Source organism: Caballeronia zhejiangensis, assembly GCF_000698575.1.
Taxonomy (GTDB): domain Bacteria; phylum Pseudomonadota; class Gammaproteobacteria; order Burkholderiales; family Burkholderiaceae; genus Caballeronia; species Caballeronia zhejiangensis.
On sequence record NZ_JFHD01000017.1, the window covers coordinates 50,358 to 67,322 of the forward strand.

Genomic DNA, 16,965 nt, shown 5'->3' on the forward strand with positions numbered 1-16,965 from the left:
GAAGGCGCTTTGTCGTTTCTAGAACTGATCTTCGCTGAGTGCGAGCACCCCTTCCCCGCCGTTCGCGCTGACGATGGACGCCTCGATCCCAGGAGCCAGCGACAGAATGTGCTCCGCGAAAAACTCGGCTGTCGCGATCTTCGCGGAATGAAAGCGCTCGTCTTCCGCGCGCTTCACCTGCGAGACGAGCATCGCGCGCGCCATCTGCCATCCGGACAACACGATGCCCGCAAGCCGCAGATACGGCACGCTGCCCGCGAACACCGCGTTCGGGTCGCTCTTGAACTTCGCGACGATGAACTCGATCGCGCGCGCCAGCGACAGACTTCCCGCGCTCAAATGCCGATGCATCGACTTGAACGGCTTGCCATCCACTTCGGCGAGCGCGGCGATCGTCTGATCGATCTGCGCGAGCAGCGCTTGCGCCGCACGGCCACCATCGCGCACGGTCTTGCGGCCGACGAGGTCGTTCGCCTGAATCGCCGTCGTGCCTTCGTAGATCGGCAGAATGCGCGCATCGCGATAATGCTGCGCCGCGCCCGTCTCCTCGATGTAGCCCATGCCGCCATGCACCTGCACGCCGATACTCGCGACATCGACGGACATTTCCGTGGAAAAGCCCTTCACGATCGGCACGAGATATTCGTAGATCGCCTGATGACTCTTCCTCGCGTCATCGTCCGGATGGCCGTGCGCGAGATCGCTGTGCGACGCTGCGACGTAGGCGAGCGCGCGGGCGCCTTCGGTGTAGGCGCGCATCGTCGAGAGCATGCGGCGCACGTCGGGGTGATGGATGATCGTCACCGGCTCCTTCGCGCTGCCATCGACGGGACGGCTCTGCACGCGCTCCTTCGCGTACGCGACCGCCTGTTGATACGCGCGCTCGGCGATCGCGACACCCTGCATGCCGACCGCAAAACGCGCCGCGTTCATCATGATGAACATGTATTCGAGGCCGCGATTCGCCTCGCCGATCAGATACCCGGTCGCCCCGCCGTGATCGCCGTATTGCAGCACGGCCGTCGGGCTCGCCTTGATGCCGAGCTTGTGCTCGATCGACACGCAATGCACGTCGTTGCGCTCGCCGAGCGAGCCGTCGTCATTGACGAGGAACTTCGGCACGAGAAAGAGCGAGATGCCTTTCACGCCCTCGGGCGCATCGGGCGTGCGCGCGAGCACGAGATGGACGATGTTCTTCGCCATGTCGTGTTCGCCGTACGTGATGAAGATTTTCGTGCCGAAGACCTTGTACGTGCCATCGCCCTGCGGCTCGGCCCGCGTGCGCACGAGCGCGAGATCGGAACCCGCCTGCGGCTCGGTGAGGTTCATCGTGCCGGTCCATTCGCCGCCGATGAACTTCGGCAGATAGCGCGCCTTCTGCTCGTCGCTGCCGGCGGTGAGGAGCGCCTCGATTGCACCGTCGGTGAGCAGCGGGCACAGCGCGAAAGAGAGATTCGCCGAGTTGAGCGCTTCGATGCACGGCGTCGCGATGAGCTTCGGCAAGCCCTGTCCGCCGAAGTCCGCCGGATGCACGACGCCTTGCCAGCCGCCTTCCGCGAACTGGCGGAACGCGTTCTTGAAGCCGGGCGTCGTCGTGACGTCGCCGTTCGCCCAGGCGCTCGGATTGCGATCGCCTTCGACGTTCAGCGGCGCGATTACTTCGCCGCAAAAGCGCGCGGCTTCTTCGACGACGGCCTGCGCCGTATCGAAGCCCGCGTCTTCGTGACCGGGCAGCGCGGCGATGCGGTCGATATCCGCCAGCTCCTTCACTACGAACAACATGTCCTTGACGGGTGCGCGATAGCTCATCGTCCTGTCTCCTCCTGTTTCAATTTTCGGGTACAAAAAAAGGGCGCAACGTTCGTCGCGCCCTTTCTTATTTTTGTGGTGAGTGTTCGACTCACATGGCGCGGTTAGCCGAGCTCTTTCACCAGTTCCGGCACGACCGAGAACAGATCGCCGACGAGACCGTAATCGGCGACGCTGAAGATCGGCGCTTCGGGGTCTTTGTTGATCGCGACGATGACCTTCGAGTCTTTCATGCCGGCCAAGTGTTGAATCGCGCCCGAGATGCCGACTGCAACGTACAGTTGCGGCGCGACGATCTTGCCGGTTTGACCCACCTGAAAGTCGTTCGGGACATAGCCGGCATCGACTGCCGCGCGCGATGCGCCCAGCGCCGCGCCGAGTTTGTCGGCGAGCGGTTCTAGCGTCTTCGTGTAGTTCTCGCCGCTGCCCAGACCACGGCCACCCGACACGATGATGTGCGCGCTCGTCAGTTCCGGACGATCGAGCTTCGTCACTTCACGGCTCACGAACTGCGAGATGCCTGCATCGGCTGCGGCTTCGATCTTCTCGACCGCTGCGCTGCCGCCTTCCGCCGCAACCGGATCGAAGCCCGTCGCGCGAACGGTGATGACCTTGATCGCATCGCTCGATTGAACCGTGGCGATGGCGTTGCCTGCGTAGATCGGGCGTTCGAAAGTATCGGCGCTATCGACGGCGGTGATGTCGCTGATTTGCGCGACATCCAAGTGTGCAGCGATACGCGGCGCGACGTTCTTACCGTACGCGGTCGCCGGAGCCAGAATGTGCGAATAATCCTTCGCGATGTTCAACACCGTAGCTTCGACGTTCTCCGCCAAGCCTTCAGCGAGTTGCGGCGCATCGGCGAGCAGCACTTTCGAAACGCCCGCGATCTTCGCCGCCGCATCCGCCGCGCCCTGCGCGTTCGATCCCGCGATCAGCACATGCACATCGCCACCAATCTTCGATGCCGCCGCAACCGTGTTCAGCGTCGCTGCCTTGATCGACGCATTGTCGTGTTCTGCAATTACGAGAATCGTCATGTTCAGATCACCTTCGCTTCGGTTTTCAGTTTTTCGACCAGCGTCTTCACGTCGGGCACGGTGATGCCCGCGCTGCGCTTCGGCGGCTCGACGACTTTCAGCGTCTTCAGACGCGGCGCGACATCGACGCCGAGATCGGCGGGCTTCACCGTCGTCAGCGGCTTCTTCTTCGCCTTCATGATGTTCGGCAGCGTCACGTAGCGCGGCTCGTTCAGACGCAGATCGGTCGTGACGACTGCGGGCAATTTCAGCGACAGCGTTTCGGCGCCGCCATCGACTTCGCGCGATACCGTGGCTTTGCCATCGGCAACGACGACCTTCGATGCGAACGTCGCTTGCGGCAGACCCGCCAGTGCAGCGAGCATCTGGCCGGTTTGATTCGAGTCGTCGTCGATGGCCTGCTTGCCCAGGATGACGAGCTCAGGCTTCTCTTGATCGACCAATGCCTTCAGGATCTTCGCGACCGCCAGCGGCTGCAACTCATCGGCGGATTCGACCAGAATCGCGCGATCCGCACCGATCGCCAGCGCCGTCCGCAACGTTTCCTGACATTGCGTCACGCCGCACGATACGGCGATCACTTCCGTAGCAACACCCGCTTCCTTCAGACGCACCGCCTCTTCCACGGCGATTTCGTCGAACGGGTTCATCGACATCTTCACGTTGGCGATATCGACACCCGTGTTATCCGATTTCACGCGGACCTTCACGTTGTAGTCGACCACGCGCTTGACTGGCACCAGAATTTTCATGCACACGCTCCAAAGTTACGATTACGTCAACCCAGCGCCATTATACGAGTGGCGCGTAAGATCACCCCTCCGAAAGCGGGTGGGGTCGGCGATCGTGCAATAGGTATGAGCCGAATTTTATCGAACGATCGTTCTATTTATATCCACGAAAACCCGAATCCGACCATGAAAACGATTACCAGGCCGTAATCACCGCGCCGGCGTACTTGCCTTCGATGAACTGCTTCACTTCCGGCGAGTGATACGCCGCGATCAGCTTCGCAACCCACGGCTTGTCCTTGTCGGCCGCGCGAACCGCGATGATGTTCACATACGGACCGCGTGGATCTTCGATTGCGATCGCGTCCGACTTCGGCTTCAGGCCCGCTTCCATCGCGAAGTTCGTATTGATGGCGGCGGCATCGACGTCGTCGAGCGAGCGCGGAATCTGCGCGGCGTCGAGTTCGACGATCTTCAGCTTCTTCGGATTCTCGACGATATCGAGCGGCGTCGCTTTCAGACCCGCATCCGCGCGCAGCTTGATGAGACCTTGCTTCTGCAGCAGCAGCAATGCGCGGCCGCCGTTGGTCGGATCGTTCGGCACCGCGATGCGCGCGCCGTTGGCAAGCGCCGACAGCGACTTCAGCTTCTTCGAGTAGATGCCCATCGGGAACGTCACCGTATCGGCGACCTTGACGAGCTTGTAGCCGCGATCCTTCACTTGCGCGTCGAGATACGGCAGATGCTGATAGCTGTTCGCATCGAGATCGCCGGCGGCGAGCGCGGCGTTCGGCTGCACGTAATCCGAGAACTCGACGACCGTGATCTTCAGCCCGTTTTTCGCGGCGACCTGCTTCACCACGTCCATGATCTGCGCGTGCGGGCCGCCGGTCACGCCCAACTTGATGGCTTCATCGGCGTGCGCGGCACCGTTGAACAGCGTTGCGCTCAACAGCGCGGCGGCGAACTTCAGAATGAATCGACGTTGCATGGTTTCTTGAGTGGTTATTTGTGACTGAGACGACGAACGAGCCAGTCGCCGAACGACTGAACGAGCTGCACGAACACGATGAGAATCACGACGACCGTGATCATCACTTCAGGAAGAAAACGCTGATAACCATAGCGGATGCCGAGATCGCCGAGACCGCCGCCGCCGATCGCGCCCGCCATCGCCGAATAGCCGACGAGCGACACGAACGTGATCGTCAATCCAGCGACGACGCCCGGCAGCGATTCCGGCAACAGCACTTTGAAGACGATCTGCGATGTCGTCGCGCCCATTGCCTGCGCGGCTTCGATGAGTCCGCGATCCACTTCGCGCAGTGCCGTCTCGACGAGCCGCGCGATGAACGGCGCAGCGGCGATCGTCAGCGGCACGACGGCGGCCGCGGTGCCGATCGACGAGCCGACGACGAGCCGCGTGAACGGAATCACCGCGACGAGAAGGATGATGAACGGCGTCGAGCGCACCGCATTCACGATGCCGCCGAGCACGCGATTCACGCCGATGTTCTGCAGCACGCCGTCGCGATCGGTGAGATAGAGCAGCACGCCGAGCGGCAAACCGACCGCCGCGCCGACGAGTCCCGAGATGCCGACCATGATCAGCGTTTCCCAGAACGACTGGACGAACATGTCGAACATTTCACTCAACATGGGACAACTCCTCCACGACGACGCCCTGCGAGCGCAAATATTCGATCGCTTCGGCGATCTTCACCGGCTGACCGCCCGCGAGCACCGCGAGCGAGCCGAACGCCTGCCCCTGAATCTCGTCGATCTGGCCGTGCAGGATGTTGAAATCGAGTTCGTAGCGGCGGATCGTCTCCGAGAGAATCGGCTGATCGACGCCCGAGCCCGTGAACGCGAGCCGCAGCAAATGACCGCTGCCGGTCTTGAGCCGCTCGATCACGCGTGCCTTCAATGCGGGCGGCAACTCGTGCGCGATCACGTCGCCGATCAGTGCGCGCGTGACTTCGTGATGCGGCTGCATGAAGACATCGACGACCTTGCCCTCTTCGACCACGCGCCCGGCGTCGAGCACCGCGACGCGATCGCAGACCTGTTTGATCACTTCCATCTGATGCGTGATGAGCACGATGGTGAGCCCGAGCTCGCGATTGATCTTGCGCAGCAGATCGAGAATCGCGCGCGTGGTTTCGGGATCGAGCGCGGACGTGGCTTCGTCGGAGAGCAGCACTGTCGGCTTGCTCGCGAGCGCCCGCGCAATCCCGACGCGCTGCTTCTGTCCGCCGCTGATCTGCGCGGGATACTTGTCCTTGTGCGTCGTGAGGCCGACGAGATCGAGCAGCGGCAACACGGCCGCTTCGATTTCCGCGCGCTTCTTGCCGGCGAGTTCGAGCGGCAGCGCGACGTTGTCGTACACCGTGCGCGAGCTCAGCAGATTGAAATGCTGAAAGATCATGCCGATGTCGCGGCGCGCGGCGCGCAGATCGTCCTTGCCGAGCGTCGTGAGATCGCGTCCGTCGACGATCACATTGCCTTCGCTCGGCCGCGTCAGCAGATTGATCGTGCGAACCAGCGTGCTCTTGCCCGCGCCGCTGCGCCCGATGATGCCGAACACTTCGCCGGCGGGAATCGTCAGATTGACGTTGTGCAGCGCTTCGACCCAGCCTCGGGGCCCCGCGAAACGCTGCGAAAGATTGCGTATTTCGATCATGAAAATGCAAACGGCGGAAGGCTTGTCGGGTGGAACCCACCCGCGCCGCCGGCCGCCGCTCGTTCTTAGCTGTTTGTATCGTGGCGGGGATTTTACAGGACGCGTTACATTCTGTTTAATAATGATTTCAGATCGGCTAATAACGTGGAGATATTTACTGCGCCATGTCACGCACTATCTATTCGACGAGCGCCGTCACGACGCGACACGGCGTCGAACTGTTTCTGCATCGCTGGCACCCCGCGCCGGGCATCGAACTCAACGCGCGGATCGCGCTCGTCCACGGTCTCGGCGAACACGCGGGCCGTTACGACGCGCTCGCGACCGCGCTGAACGCGGCGGGCATCGAACTGATCGCGATCGATCTGCGCGGACACGGGAAGTCGTCGGGCGAACGGGCGTGGGTTCGCGTCTTCACGGACTATCTGCGCGACACCGATGTCCTGCTCGAAGCGTGCGCGGCCACGCCGCCCGCCGGCACGCCGCTCTTTTTGATGGGCCACAGCATGGGCGGAACGATCGCGGCGCTCTACGCCGCCGAGCGTGCGCAGGCGAACAAGCTGGCCGGTCTGATCCTGTCGAGCCCGGCATTGAAGATCGGACCGGGCACGCCGCGCTGGAAGGCCAAACTGAGCCGCATCGTGGGCGTGGTCGCGCCGCGCGTCGCCGCGTTCAGCATCGATCCGGCGCTGCTGTCGCGCGCGCCGGGCGTCGTCGAAGCGTACAAGCGCGATCCGCTCGTGCATCACGCAGCCGTCTGCGCACGCACTGCCGCGCAGATTCTCGCCGGCATGGAGCGCGTGGCGGAAAAGCGCGGCGACATCAAGCTGCCGCTTCTCGTCTTTCACGGCAGCGCGGACGCGATCTGCGATCCCGCCGGCAGCCGCGAGTTCGAAGCCAACGCGGGATCGACCGACACCACGCTCATCGTCCACGAAGGCAGCGCCCACGAAACGCTCAACGATCTCGACCGCGAGCGCGTGATCCGCGAGCTGATCGACTGGACGCTCGTGCGCGCGGACTACGCGCGCGCTCGCGCCCGCTAGATTTCCGCCAGCACCCGCAGATGCGCAACGACGCTGCGGCCCAGCGCCGACAGGTTATAGCCGCCTTCGAGACAACTCACGATGCGCCCTTGCGCGTGGCGCTTCGCGACGCCGCGAATCTGCTCGGTGATCCACGCGTAATCGTCCTCGACAAGACCCATGTTCGCCATGTCGTCTTCGCGATGCGCATCGAAGCCGGCCGAGACGAAGATCATCTGCGGCTTGAACGCTTCGAGCCGCGGCAGCCACATCATGTCGACGACCTCGCGCACCTGCATGCCCTTAGTGCGCGCGGCGAGCGGCACGTTGACCATGTTCGCCGCGTGATTGTCGGCGCCGGAAAACGGATAGAACGGATGCTGGAAGAAACTGCACATCAGCACGCGCGAATCGCCGCTGAACGCGGCTTCGGTGCCGTTGCCGTGATGCACGTCGAAATCGACGATCGCGACCCGCTGCAGGCCGTGCACTTCCAGCGCATGCCGCGCGGCGATCGCGACGTTGTTGAAGAGGCAGAAGCCCATCGCGCGCGCGGGCTCGGCGTGATGGCCCGGCGGCCGGATGCTGCAAAACGCGTTGTCGTAACGGCCTTCGATGACGGCATCGGTGGCCGCGACCGCCGCGCCCGCCGCGCGCAATGCCGCGCGGTAGGACTGGGGGCACATCGACGTATCGGGGTCGAGTTCGCTTCGGCCCGATTCCGGCGTGCGGCTCTTGATGTAGTCGATGTGCGCCTGCGTATGCACGCGCGCGAGGTCGGCTTCGTCGGCGAGCGGCGCTTCCTCGCGCTCGATGAGCGAATCGATCCGGCTCGCGATCAGCTGGTCTTCGATCGCCTGCAGGCGCGCCGGACACTCGGGATGCCATTGGCCGTTGTCGTGCTGGAGGCAGTCGAGGTGGGAGTAGAAGCCGGTGGCCATGATGTCTCGCAATGCCGCTTGTCGTCGGCTCTCGTCTCGTATTTTTTCGTCATACGCGACCACTTGTCGCGTAATTGACGTTAAGTTACCACACCGTCCGGCACGGCCGCCCTCGCCCGGGCACATGGCCGATATGGGCGCGAAGCGTCGGTTATACTGCCCCGACGCCTTGCCGGCCGAGCGATTGCGCGCGGCATGTTGCAGGCTGTTGCGTTCCGTTGAGAATCGTTGCATCGATTCGACTTCACAGGCGTTTTTGGCCACTCGCGCATCCGGCATCGCCCCAACCGCCCCCAACCACGCACACTATGACTTTCCAGTTTGCTCCGTTCGTCTTCACGGCTTCATCCAGGCCGGCAAAGCGCGCACTCGTTGCTTCCCTCGTCTGCGCGCTCGGCTTTCTCTCCGGGAACAGTGCCTTTGCGCAGTCGCAGCAGCCGCAGGCCGCGACGCCGCAAGGGCAGGTGTTCGAAGAAGAGATCGTGCCGCAGCGCTACGCGAACAATCCGAATGTCGATGCGTTCATCAATGACATGGTCGCGCGCTACGACTTCGATTCGTCCGCGCTGCACGATCTGTTTGCGCGCGTGAGCTATTCGGCGACCGCGGCGAAACTGGTGTTGCCTTCGCCCACGCCGCAGGCCAAGAACTGGCGCGCGTACCAGGGGCGTTTCATCGAGCCGGTTCGCATCAACGCGGGCGTGAAGTTCTGGCGCGCGAATCAGGCGACGCTGCAGCGCGCGTCCGAGCAATTCGGCGTGCCGCCGGAGGTGATCGTCGGAATCATCGGCGTGGAGACGATCTACGGGAAGTACATGGGCAACTTCCGCGCGCTCGACGCGCTGACCACGCTCACCTTCGATTACCCGAACACGCCGAACCGCGTCGAGCGCATGGCGACGTTCCGCAAGAATCTCGAAGACCTGCTCGTGTGGACGCGCGATTCGCAGATCGATCCGACGACCGTCCTCGGTTCATACACGGGCGCGATCGGGATTCCGCAGTTCCTGCCGAGCAGCATCGTGCAATACGCGGTCGATTACGACGGCAACAGCCGCATCGATCTGCGCACGAGCCCGGCAGACGCCATCGGCAGTGTGGCGAACTATCTGAAGCAGAACGGCTGGGAACCGGGCCGGCCGGTCGTGTGGCGGATCGCCGGCGATGTCGGCAGTCAGGGCATCGCGCAGGCCGCCGCCGATGGCGCGCCGGAACCGAAATGGTCGCTCGCGCAACTGACGAAGGCCGGCATGCTGCTCAACGAGCCGGGCTTGAATATCGACGCAGAAGCGCCGACGCCGCTCACCGTCGTCGATTTGCCCACGCCCGGCCGCGCGACCGAATACACGCTCGGGCTGAAGAACTTCTACGTGCTGACGCGTTACAACCGCAGCTTCTTCTACGCGCTCGCGGTGTATCAGCTTGGCGAAGCGGTCAAGGCGCGCATGGTCGCGGGCGACACGGGCGCGAATTCGCAGTGACGTTTGTCCGCTACAGACGTAAAAAACCCCGGCTCGCCGGGGTTCTCTCATTGCGCGATCAGGATGCGCGGCATCACGCCGGGAACACGCCCGTCGAAAGATAACGATCGCCGCGATCGCAGACGATGAACACGATCGTCGCGTTCTCCACCTGGCGCGCGATGCGCAGCGCCACTTCGCACGCGCCGCCCGACGAAATGCCCGCGAAAATGCCTTCGACCGATGCGAGGCGTCGCGCCATCGCTTCGGAGGCCGCCTGACTTACGTTCTCCACGCGATCCACGCGGCTGCGATCGAAAATCTTCGGCAGATAGGCTTCCGGCCACTTGCGGATGCCCGGAATGCGCGAGCCTTCTTCCGGCTGAGCGCCGATGATCTCGATCTTTTCGTTCTGCTCTTTCAGATACTTCGACACGCCCATGATCGTGCCCGTCGTGCCCATCGACGAGACGAAGTGCGTAAGGCGGCCTTCGGTCTGACGCCACAGCTCCGGGCCCGTGCCTTCGTAATGCGCGAGCGGATTGTCCGGGTTCGCGAACTGATCGAGAATGATGCCTTTGCCGTCACGCTGCATCTGATCGGCGAGATCGCGTGCGTATTCCATGCCGCCCGTCACCGGCGTCAGCACGATTTCGGCGCCATACGCGGCCATGCTCTGGCGGCGCTCGATCGACAGATCTTCCGGCATCAGCAGCACCATCTTGTAGCCGCGCATTGCGGCGGCCATCGCGAGCGCGATGCCGGTGTTGCCGCTCGTCGCTTCGATGAGCGTGTCGCCCGGCTTGATGCGGCCGCGCTCTTCAGCTTTCCTGATCATCGACAGCGCCGGCCGGTCCTTCACCGATCCCGCCGGATTGTTGCCTTCGAGCTTGCCCAGCACGACGTTGTTGCGGCTGCGAATTTCATCGTCGACGATGCGGACGAGTTGCACGAGCGGCGTGTTGCCGATCGTGTCTTCGATAGTCATGTAAGCCATATGCGGAGCCGATTCGGATTCCCCGCGGACGACACTGCCTTTCCGCGCGGATTTTGATATAGGGATTCGTCGATTGTAGCCCACCGGTTCCGCCGATGCCGGCGCATCCCTGCTGCACGGATGGAATGCCGCTCGCGCGCGCCGTCCGCGCATGCAAAAAGCCCCGCGAGGAGGCCGTCCGCGGGGAGCCCAAGACATCCGAAGGCTGAAGGAGATCGATGGCGCGCCGCGCACCAGGGCGCGCCTCCGGGCCGTGCTTATTTCTTCACAATGACCGGTTTAGCTGATGCGGACGCCGAAACCGGCGTCGCGACAGCCGAGTTCGCGCCGCCAGGCGGTGCGGCGACGGCCGCGGTCTTCGTCGTTGCGCCGATTGTCAGTCCTTCCGCTTCCAGACGCTGGACGGTCTTGCCGCCCATGCCTTTGACGCGCGTGCCGAGATCGCTCGCGTCCTTGAACGGACCGTGCGCCTGACGTTCATCGAGAATGGCTTTCGCCTTCGCCGGACCGATGCCCTTGATGCCGCGCAGCGCGTCGGAGTTGGCGGTATTGACGTCGACGGCCGCGAACGCGCTACCGATGGAAAAGATGAGCGCGAACGCAGCGATCGACGAGAGTGCTTGCTTGAACATGACTGAGTCTCCGTGAAGAACCGGCCGGCACCAGCGCCAACCGTGAGACCCAGTTTAGAGAGGCTCGAAGCGCGTTTATAGCTGGCCGAATAGCCAACGCACGTAGCGATCGACACCTTCCTGAACCGTAAGAAACGAGGCGTCGTAACCGGCTGCGCGCAGCTTCGACTGGTCCGCCTGCGTGAAGCATTGGTACTTGCCGCGCAGCGCGTCGGGGAACGGCACGTACTCGATCAGACCGCGCTGCACGAGTTCGGCGAGCGAGAGCGCCGCTTCGCCGTTCAACGCGCGCAGCGAGTTCACGACCGTCGACGCGATGTCGTTGAACGGCTGCGCGCGCCCGGTGCCGAGATTGAAAATGCCCGACTTCTCCGGATGATCGAAGAAGAACAGATTCACCTTCACGACGTCTTCGACCGAGATGAAGTCGCGCGTCTGCTCGCCGGCCGCATAGCCGTTGTACTCGCCGAAGAGCTTGACCTTGCCTTCCGAGCGGAACTGATTGAAGTTGTGGAACGCGACCGACGCCATGCGTCCCTTGTGCGTTTCGCGCGGGCCGTACACGTTGAAATAGCGAAAGCCGGCGATCTGGCTTTCCGCCTTCGGCAGCACCTGCCGCACGATCTGATCGAAGAGGAACTTCGAATAACCGTACACGTTGAGCGGCTTCTCGACTTCGCGCTCTTCGACGAAACGGCTCGATCCGCCGTATGTCGCCGCCGACGATGCATACAGGAACTGCGCGCCCTGCGCGAGGCACGCGTCCATCACGTCGCGGCTGTAGCGGAAGTTGTTGTCCATCATGTAGCGGCCGTCGGTTTCCATCGTGTCCGAACAGGCGCCTTCGTGGAACACCGCGCGCACGCGGCCGAAATCGCCGCGCTTGAAGCGCTCGACGAACTCGGTCTTGTCGAGGTAATCGTCGATTTCGCAATCGACGAGATTCTTGAACTTGTCGGCGCGCGTGAGGTTGTCGACCGCGATCACGCGATTCTCGCCACGCTCGTTGAGCGCCTTGACGATATTGCTGCCGATGAAGCCGGCTGCACCGGTAACGATGATGGTCATGGCGTTATTTCAGATAAGGTCAGGCGAAGAGTTCGTTGTAGTCGACGGTCGCCGTACCGAGCTTGCCCACGACGATGCCCGCCGCGCGGTTCGCATAGACGATCGAGTCGACGAGCGGCACACCCGCGCCCAGCATGGTCGCGACCGTTGCGATGACGGTGTCGCCGGCGCCCGAGACATCATACACTTCGCGCGCTTCGGCCGATGTGTGCAGCACCTGGTCCTCGGTGAAGAGCGTCATGCCCTCTTCCGAGCGCGTGAGGAGCAGCGCTGAAAGATCGAGCTCCGCACGCAGTTTCCTCACGCGCTCGTGCAGATCTTCTTCCGATTTCCACTGGCCGATGACTTCGCGCAGCTCCGCGCGATTCGGCGTGATGAGCGTCGCGCCGCGATAACGGTCCCAGTCGTCGCCCTTCGGATCGACGAGCACGGGCTTTCCGGCGCGTTTCGCGTCGGCGATCATCTGCGTGACGTGCGTGAGGCCGCCCTTCGCGTAATCGGACATGAGGATCACGTCGTGCTGCGGCAGGATCTCGGTGAACCGTTCGAGACACGCGCGCAGCACTTCATGATTCGGCGTGTTCTCGAAATCGACGCGCAGCAACTGCTGCTGACGCGACAGCACGCGCAGCTTGATGGTCGTGAGCAGTTCGGGATCGCGCTCGAGATGCGCCGCGACCTTGCTTTCGCCGAGCAGCTCGACGATGCGCTCGCCCGGCTCGTCATGTCCCACTACGCAAAGCAGGCCGGCCTGCGCGCCGAGCGCCGCCGCGTTGCGCGCGACGTTCGCCGCGCCGCCGAGGCGGTCTTCCTTCTTCTGCACGTGCACGACCGGCACGGGCGCTTCGGGCGAGATGCGGTTGACGTCCCCGAACCAGTAGCGGTCGAGCATCACGTCGCCGACCACGAGCACGCGCGCCGCCGAAACGCGCGCAAGCGGGACGACGGGAATATCGGCGTTAGTTGTGGCTGCCGTTGCGGTCGAGTTCGACATGGGGACGTCCTATTGCAAAGTAGTCGATGCCCATTTCGGCCATCGCTTCCGGTTCATACAGATTGCGGCCGTCGAAGATCACCGGCGTCTTCAACGCGCTCTTCAAGTGCCAGAAATCCGGGCTCTTGAATTCTTTCCATTCGGTCACGATGACGAGCGCGTCGGCGTCCGTCAGCGCATCCTGTTGCGTGTTCACGAGATGCAGGCGCTGGAAGTCGTCGGGGCGATCCGCGAGATCGAGCGCGAACACGCGCTCTGCCTCGTCGCGCGCGACGGGATCGTAGCCGCGCACCGTGGCGCCGCGCTGCAGCAGCGCCTCGATGATGCGCCGGCTCGACGCCTCGCGCATGTCGTCGGTATTGGGCTTGAATGCGAGGCCCCACACGGCGAACGTGCGCCCGCGCAGATCCTCGCCCATGCGCTTCACGATCTTGTTGACGAGCACTTCCTTCTGATCGTTATTGACCGCTTCGACCGCCTCGAGCACGCGCAGCGTGTGGCCGTTTTCGCGCGCGGTTTGCGCGAGCGCCTGCACGTCCTTCGGGAAGCACGAGCCGCCATAGCCGCAGCCCGCATACAGGAAGTGATAGCCGATGCGCGGATCCGAGCCCATGCCCCGCCGCACCGATTCGATGTCGGCGCCGACGGTATCCGCGAGATTCGACAGATCGTTCATGAACGAGATGCGCGTCGCGAGCATCGCGTTGGCGGCGTACTTCGTGAACTCGGCCGAACGCACGTCCATGTACAGCGTGCGCTCGTGATTGCGGTTGAACGGCGTGTAGAGGCGCTTCATCTTCTCGCGCGCGAGGTTGCCCGCGCGGTCGTCGTCGATGCCGATCACGATGCGATCCGGGCGCATGAAGTCGTCCACAGCCGCGCCTTCCTTCAGGAACTCCGGATTCGACACGACCGAGAAGCCGTGCTTCTCCGACTCGCCGAGTCCGCGCGCCCGCAACTCTTCCTCGACGACGCGCTTCACTTGCAGCGCCGTGCCGACCGGCACCGTCGATTTATCGACGATCACCTTGAAGCCGTTCGAATACTTGCCGATATTGCGCGCGGCGGCGAGCACGTATTGCAGATCGGCTGAGCCGTCTTCGTCGGGCGGCGTGCCGACCGCGATGAATTGAATGTCGCCGTGCTCGACGCTCGCTTTCACGTCGGTGGAAAACTGGATGCGGCCTGCCGCGCGCGTGCGCCTCAGCATTTCCTGAAGGCCCGGCTCGTGGATCGGCACGCCGCCATTGTTGAGAATTTCGATCTTGCGCGGATCGACGTCCACGCAAAACACGTCATTGCCGATTTCGGCAAGGCACGCGCCGGTTACGAGACCGACGTAACCCGTGCCGACGATGGTCACTTTCATACGCTTTCCGGTTGTTCCTGAAATGCCGGTGGCAGAAGCGGCGCATTCGCGCGCCGCCCGATGTCATGCTCGCCGCGCTGGCTCAGGCCGAGCTCGTGATCGGCTCGACGCGACGCGGCGCGTACGTCTCCCAGCCGCTGCAGCCGGGGCATTGCCAATAGAATAGACGCGCACGGAACCCGCAAGTTTGACACGTATAACGCGGCAGATTCTTAGTGCGCTGTTTCACCAGATTACGCATCAGTTCGAGCTCGCCGCGGCGCGGCTCGTCGGCCGTCGCCTCCTGCGCCTCGAGCAGACGCGTCATGCCCGCGAGATTCGGCGCGCTTTGCATCTGCTTGCGTGCCAGCTCGTGCGCGGCTTCGAGACCGCGCAACTCTTGAACGTGCTTGTAGGCGACATCGAGCAGATCGTTAGACGGATAGCGCGTCGCGTAATCGATCAGCAGATCGACGCCCTCTTCCTTGCGCCCGAGCGCGGCGTACGCCTTCATCAGCTTCTCGGCGACGAGCGGCAGATACGCCTCGTTCTGCTCCTCGACGCGCTTCCAGTGCGCGATCGCGACATCGACGTTGCCGGCGGCCGCTTCGACATCGCCTGCCAGGATGGTCGCGCGCACGTTGTCCGGGTTCGATGCCAGCGCGAGCTTCAGTTCGGCGCGCGCACCATCTGGATTCTTGCGCTGAAGCGCTTCCTGCGCCAGCTCGCAGTGGAAATGCGCGATTTCCATATGCAGCGAGGGCGCGCCCATCTTTTCGATCTGCTCGGCCGTCGCGATCGATTTCGGCCAGTCCTTTTCGATCTCGTAGATGGTCAGCAGCGCGCGCTGCGCGCCGAGCGAATATTCGCCGGCGTTGAGCGACTTGAACGTTTCCTCGGCGCGATCGAGCAGGCCCGCCTTCAGAAAATCTTGTCCGAGTTCGTAGAGCGCGTGATCGCGTTCCGCGACCGGCAAATCGGCGCGACTCAACAGATTCTGATGCACGCGAATCGCGCGATCGGTCTCTCCGCGACGGCGAAACAGATTGCCGAGCGCGAAATGAAGTTCGATCGTTTCGGGATCGAGCTTGGCGACTTCGATGAACGCATCGATCGCCTTGTCGTGTTGCTCGTTGAGCAGAAAGTTGAGGCCGCGAAAATACGAGCGCGGCAGATTCGCATTTTCGGATAACAGCGCTTTCAAGTCATAGCGGGACGCCATCCACCCCAGCGCGAAAGCGACGGGGATGACAAGCAGCCACCAGAAGTCTAGATCCATGCGATTAGTCGTTGAGTGTCAGATGTCTGCGCGAAAGGTCAGATGAGCGGCGGCATCGGCGGTTCTTCCTTCACCACCGGCGTCTCGCGAGCGACGCGCAGCTCGCGCTTCAGACGCCCGTTCTCCATGCGCAGACGCACCCTGGCCGGCACAGCCGACACGAGCCCCGCGAGCAATCCCACCACGAAAAACGCGAGGCCGATCAGAATAAGCGGCGCCTGCCACGCGTAGCCCGCGAGAAAGTTCAGCGTCGCGGGCTGGGTATTGGCGAGCGCCAGCACCAGCAACAGCACGAATACCAGAACGCGGATCAGCCAGACGATGAATTTCATGTAGGGTCTCGCAAGAGCGGTTGCACCAGACGGCCCTTCCGTTTCGGCCGGGCCTGCGCGGTTGAACACCCAGGTCAAAGTGACCGGTATTGTAATTGATGCTCCCGAGCGCCGGCAGTCGCCCGCTCGACGCATGAATTTTTAGCAAACAACGCACCCGTCGCGCTGGATCGCTGCTATCGAAACGCCGCGCATAAAAAAAGCACCCCGAAGGGTGCTTTTCTGGTCGATTGCCTCGCAGGGCGACGCCGCGAACCGAAAATCCTGAAGGATCATCAGTCAGGATGCGTGCCGATCAGAGATCGTCGGCATCGTCGTCATTCGAAGCTTTCAGCGGCTCGCCCGCGCGGCCGTCGACGCGTTCGCGCAACTCCTTGCCCGGCTTGAAGTGCGGCACGAATTTCTCCGGCACCAGCACCTTTTCACCCGACTTGGGATTGCGCCCGACGCGCGACGGACGACGATTGAGCCCGAAGCTGCCGAAGCCGCGAATCTCGATGCGATGACCGTTGGCCAGAGCCTCCGACATCGCATCCAGCATCGTCTTCACCGCGAAATCCGCATCCTTGAGGACAAGTTGCGGAAATCGCGACGCCAACTGGGCGACCAATTCCGATTTGGTCATT

17 protein-coding genes are annotated in these 16,965 nt (G+C 63.0%); 2 read left to right on the top strand and 15 right to left on the bottom strand.

The annotated features are described in order from the left end of the window. Positions 1-18: 18 nt before the first annotated feature. The 6 genes from BG60_RS20950 to BG60_RS20975 form a co-directional block, all read right to left on the bottom strand. Positions 19-1,809, bottom strand: coding sequence for an acyl-CoA dehydrogenase (locus tag BG60_RS20950; protein ID WP_034472693.1), 1,791 nt, complete (start codon positions 1,807-1,809; stop codon positions 19-21). Positions 1,810-1,913: 104 nt separating this feature from the next. Further along, the gene (locus BG60_RS20955; protein WP_034472695.1) at positions 1,914-2,849 is read right to left on the bottom strand and encodes an electron transfer flavoprotein subunit alpha/FixB family protein; all 936 of its coding nucleotides are present in this window, start codon (positions 2,847-2,849) and stop codon (positions 1,914-1,916) included. Positions 2,850-2,851: 2 nt separating this feature from the next. After that, entirely contained in the window at positions 2,852-3,601 is a 750-nt protein-coding gene (locus BG60_RS20960; RefSeq protein ID WP_034472697.1) for an electron transfer flavoprotein subunit beta/FixA family protein, read from the bottom strand. Positions 3,602-3,776: 175 nt separating this feature from the next. After that, on the bottom strand, positions 3,777-4,571 hold the full coding sequence (locus BG60_RS20965) for a MetQ/NlpA family ABC transporter substrate-binding protein (protein ID WP_008342356.1): 795 nt from the start codon (positions 4,569-4,571) through the stop codon (positions 3,777-3,779). 14 nt (positions 4,572-4,585) lie between these two features. After that, complete coding sequence (locus BG60_RS20970; protein ID WP_008342358.1) at positions 4,586-5,239, bottom strand: methionine ABC transporter permease; 654 nt, start codon at positions 5,237-5,239, stop codon at positions 4,586-4,588. After that, positions 5,229-6,263 carry a methionine ABC transporter ATP-binding protein gene (locus BG60_RS20975; RefSeq protein WP_008342360.1) on the bottom strand — a complete coding sequence of 345 codons (1,035 nt, stop codon included), beginning with the start codon at positions 6,261-6,263 and terminating at the stop codon, positions 5,229-5,231. The genes BG60_RS20970 and BG60_RS20975 overlap by 11 nt, the downstream gene beginning before the upstream one ends. Positions 6,264-6,427: 164 nt before the next feature. On the opposite strand from BG60_RS20975, the gene BG60_RS20980 reads away from it, so the two are divergent. Continuing rightward, positions 6,428-7,309 (top strand): alpha/beta hydrolase, encoded by an 882-nt coding sequence (locus BG60_RS20980; protein ID WP_034472700.1) that lies wholly within the window; start codon positions 6,428-6,430, stop codon positions 7,307-7,309. On the opposite strand, the gene BG60_RS20985 is transcribed toward BG60_RS20980, so the two are convergent. Further along, positions 7,306-8,229, bottom strand: coding sequence for a histone deacetylase family protein (locus BG60_RS20985; protein ID WP_034472703.1), 924 nt, complete (start codon positions 8,227-8,229; stop codon positions 7,306-7,308). The two genes, BG60_RS20980 and BG60_RS20985, sit on opposite strands and share 4 nt — an antisense overlap. A gap of 308 nt (positions 8,230-8,537) precedes the next feature. Between BG60_RS20985 and mltB the strand changes: the two genes are divergently transcribed. Further along, complete coding sequence (gene mltB / locus BG60_RS20990; protein WP_008342366.1) at positions 8,538-9,710, top strand: lytic murein transglycosylase B; 1,173 nt, start codon at positions 8,538-8,540, stop codon at positions 9,708-9,710. 73 nt (positions 9,711-9,783) lie between these two features. On the opposite strand, the gene cysM is transcribed toward mltB, so the two are convergent. From cysM to BG60_RS21030, 8 genes are all read right to left on the bottom strand, one after another. Next, on the bottom strand, positions 9,784-10,686 hold the full coding sequence (gene cysM, locus BG60_RS20995) for a cysteine synthase CysM (protein WP_034472705.1): 903 nt from the start codon (positions 10,684-10,686) through the stop codon (positions 9,784-9,786). Between the two features lie 257 nt (positions 10,687-10,943). Further along, positions 10,944-11,318 (bottom strand): ComEA family DNA-binding protein, encoded by a 375-nt coding sequence (locus BG60_RS21000; RefSeq protein ID WP_008342369.1) that lies wholly within the window; start codon positions 11,316-11,318, stop codon positions 10,944-10,946. Positions 11,319-11,393: 75 nt separating this feature from the next. Next, complete coding sequence (rfaD, locus tag BG60_RS21005) at positions 11,394-12,386, bottom strand: ADP-glyceromanno-heptose 6-epimerase (RefSeq protein WP_008342370.1); 993 nt, start codon at positions 12,384-12,386, stop codon at positions 11,394-11,396. Between the two features lie 19 nt (positions 12,387-12,405). Continuing rightward, positions 12,406-13,380: a D-glycero-beta-D-manno-heptose-7-phosphate kinase gene (rfaE1, locus tag BG60_RS21010; protein ID WP_008342371.1), complete on the bottom strand. Its 975-nt coding sequence runs from the start codon at positions 13,378-13,380 to the stop codon at positions 12,406-12,408. Then, complete coding sequence (locus BG60_RS21015) at positions 13,346-14,749, bottom strand: UDP-glucose dehydrogenase family protein (protein ID WP_034472707.1); 1,404 nt, start codon at positions 14,747-14,749, stop codon at positions 13,346-13,348. The genes rfaE1 and BG60_RS21015 overlap by 35 nt, the downstream gene beginning before the upstream one ends. 82 nt (positions 14,750-14,831) lie before the next feature. Next, positions 14,832-16,007 carry a lipopolysaccharide assembly protein LapB gene (lapB, locus tag BG60_RS21020; protein WP_008342373.1) on the bottom strand — a complete coding sequence of 392 codons (1,176 nt, stop codon included), beginning with the start codon at positions 16,005-16,007 and terminating at the stop codon, positions 14,832-14,834. Between the two features lie 38 nt (positions 16,008-16,045). Further along, a complete protein-coding gene (locus tag BG60_RS21025) occupies positions 16,046-16,339 on the bottom strand; it encodes a LapA family protein (protein WP_008342374.1) in 294 nt (97 codons plus the stop codon). A 295-nt stretch (positions 16,340-16,634) separates the two neighbouring features. Then, positions 16,635-16,964 carry an integration host factor subunit beta gene (locus tag BG60_RS21030; RefSeq protein WP_008342376.1) on the bottom strand — a complete coding sequence of 110 codons (330 nt, stop codon included), beginning with the start codon at positions 16,962-16,964 and terminating at the stop codon, positions 16,635-16,637. Position 16,965: the final 1 nt, after the last annotated feature.

Bases quoted from the DNA above. Each gene is read 5' to 3' on its own strand.
- rfaD (WP_008342370.1), bottom strand. From the start codon at position 12,386: ATGACCATCATCGTTACCGGTGCAGCCGGCTTCATCGGCAGCAATATC.
- BG60_RS20975 (WP_008342360.1), bottom strand. From the start codon at position 6,263: ATGATCGAAATACGCAATCTTTCGCAGCGTTTCGCGGGGCCCCGAGGC.
- BG60_RS21000 (WP_008342369.1), bottom strand. From the start codon at position 11,318: ATGTTCAAGCAAGCACTCTCGTCGATCGCTGCGTTCGCGCTCATCTTT.
- rfaE1 (WP_008342371.1), bottom strand. From the start codon at position 13,380: ATGTCGAACTCGACCGCAACGGCAGCCACAACTAACGCCGATATTCCC.
- BG60_RS20980 (WP_034472700.1), top strand. From the start codon at position 6,428: ATGTCACGCACTATCTATTCGACGAGCGCCGTCACGACGCGACACGGC.
- BG60_RS20965 (WP_008342356.1), bottom strand. From the start codon at position 4,571: ATGCAACGTCGATTCATTCTGAAGTTCGCCGCCGCGCTGTTGAGCGCA.
- BG60_RS20955 (WP_034472695.1), bottom strand. From the start codon at position 2,849: ATGACGATTCTCGTAATTGCAGAACACGACAATGCGTCGATCAAGGCA.
- BG60_RS20985 (WP_034472703.1), bottom strand. From the start codon at position 8,229: ATGGCCACCGGCTTCTACTCCCACCTCGACTGCCTCCAGCACGACAAC.
- BG60_RS21030 (WP_008342376.1), bottom strand. From the start codon at position 16,964: ATGACCAAATCGGAATTGGTCGCCCAGTTGGCGTCGCGATTTCCGCAA.
- cysM (WP_034472705.1), bottom strand. From the start codon at position 10,686: ATGGCTTACATGACTATCGAAGACACGATCGGCAACACGCCGCTCGTG.
- BG60_RS20960 (WP_034472697.1), bottom strand. From the start codon at position 3,601: ATGAAAATTCTGGTGCCAGTCAAGCGCGTGGTCGACTACAACGTGAAG.
- BG60_RS20970 (WP_008342358.1), bottom strand. From the start codon at position 5,239: ATGTTGAGTGAAATGTTCGACATGTTCGTCCAGTCGTTCTGGGAAACG.
- mltB (WP_008342366.1), top strand. From the start codon at position 8,538: ATGACTTTCCAGTTTGCTCCGTTCGTCTTCACGGCTTCATCCAGGCCG.
- BG60_RS20950 (WP_034472693.1), bottom strand. From the start codon at position 1,809: ATGAGCTATCGCGCACCCGTCAAGGACATGTTGTTCGTAGTGAAGGAG.
- BG60_RS21015 (WP_034472707.1), bottom strand. From the start codon at position 14,749: ATGAAAGTGACCATCGTCGGCACGGGTTACGTCGGTCTCGTAACCGGC.
- lapB (WP_008342373.1), bottom strand. From the start codon at position 16,007: ATGGATCTAGACTTCTGGTGGCTGCTTGTCATCCCCGTCGCTTTCGCG.
- BG60_RS21025 (WP_008342374.1), bottom strand. From the start codon at position 16,339: ATGAAATTCATCGTCTGGCTGATCCGCGTTCTGGTATTCGTGCTGTTG.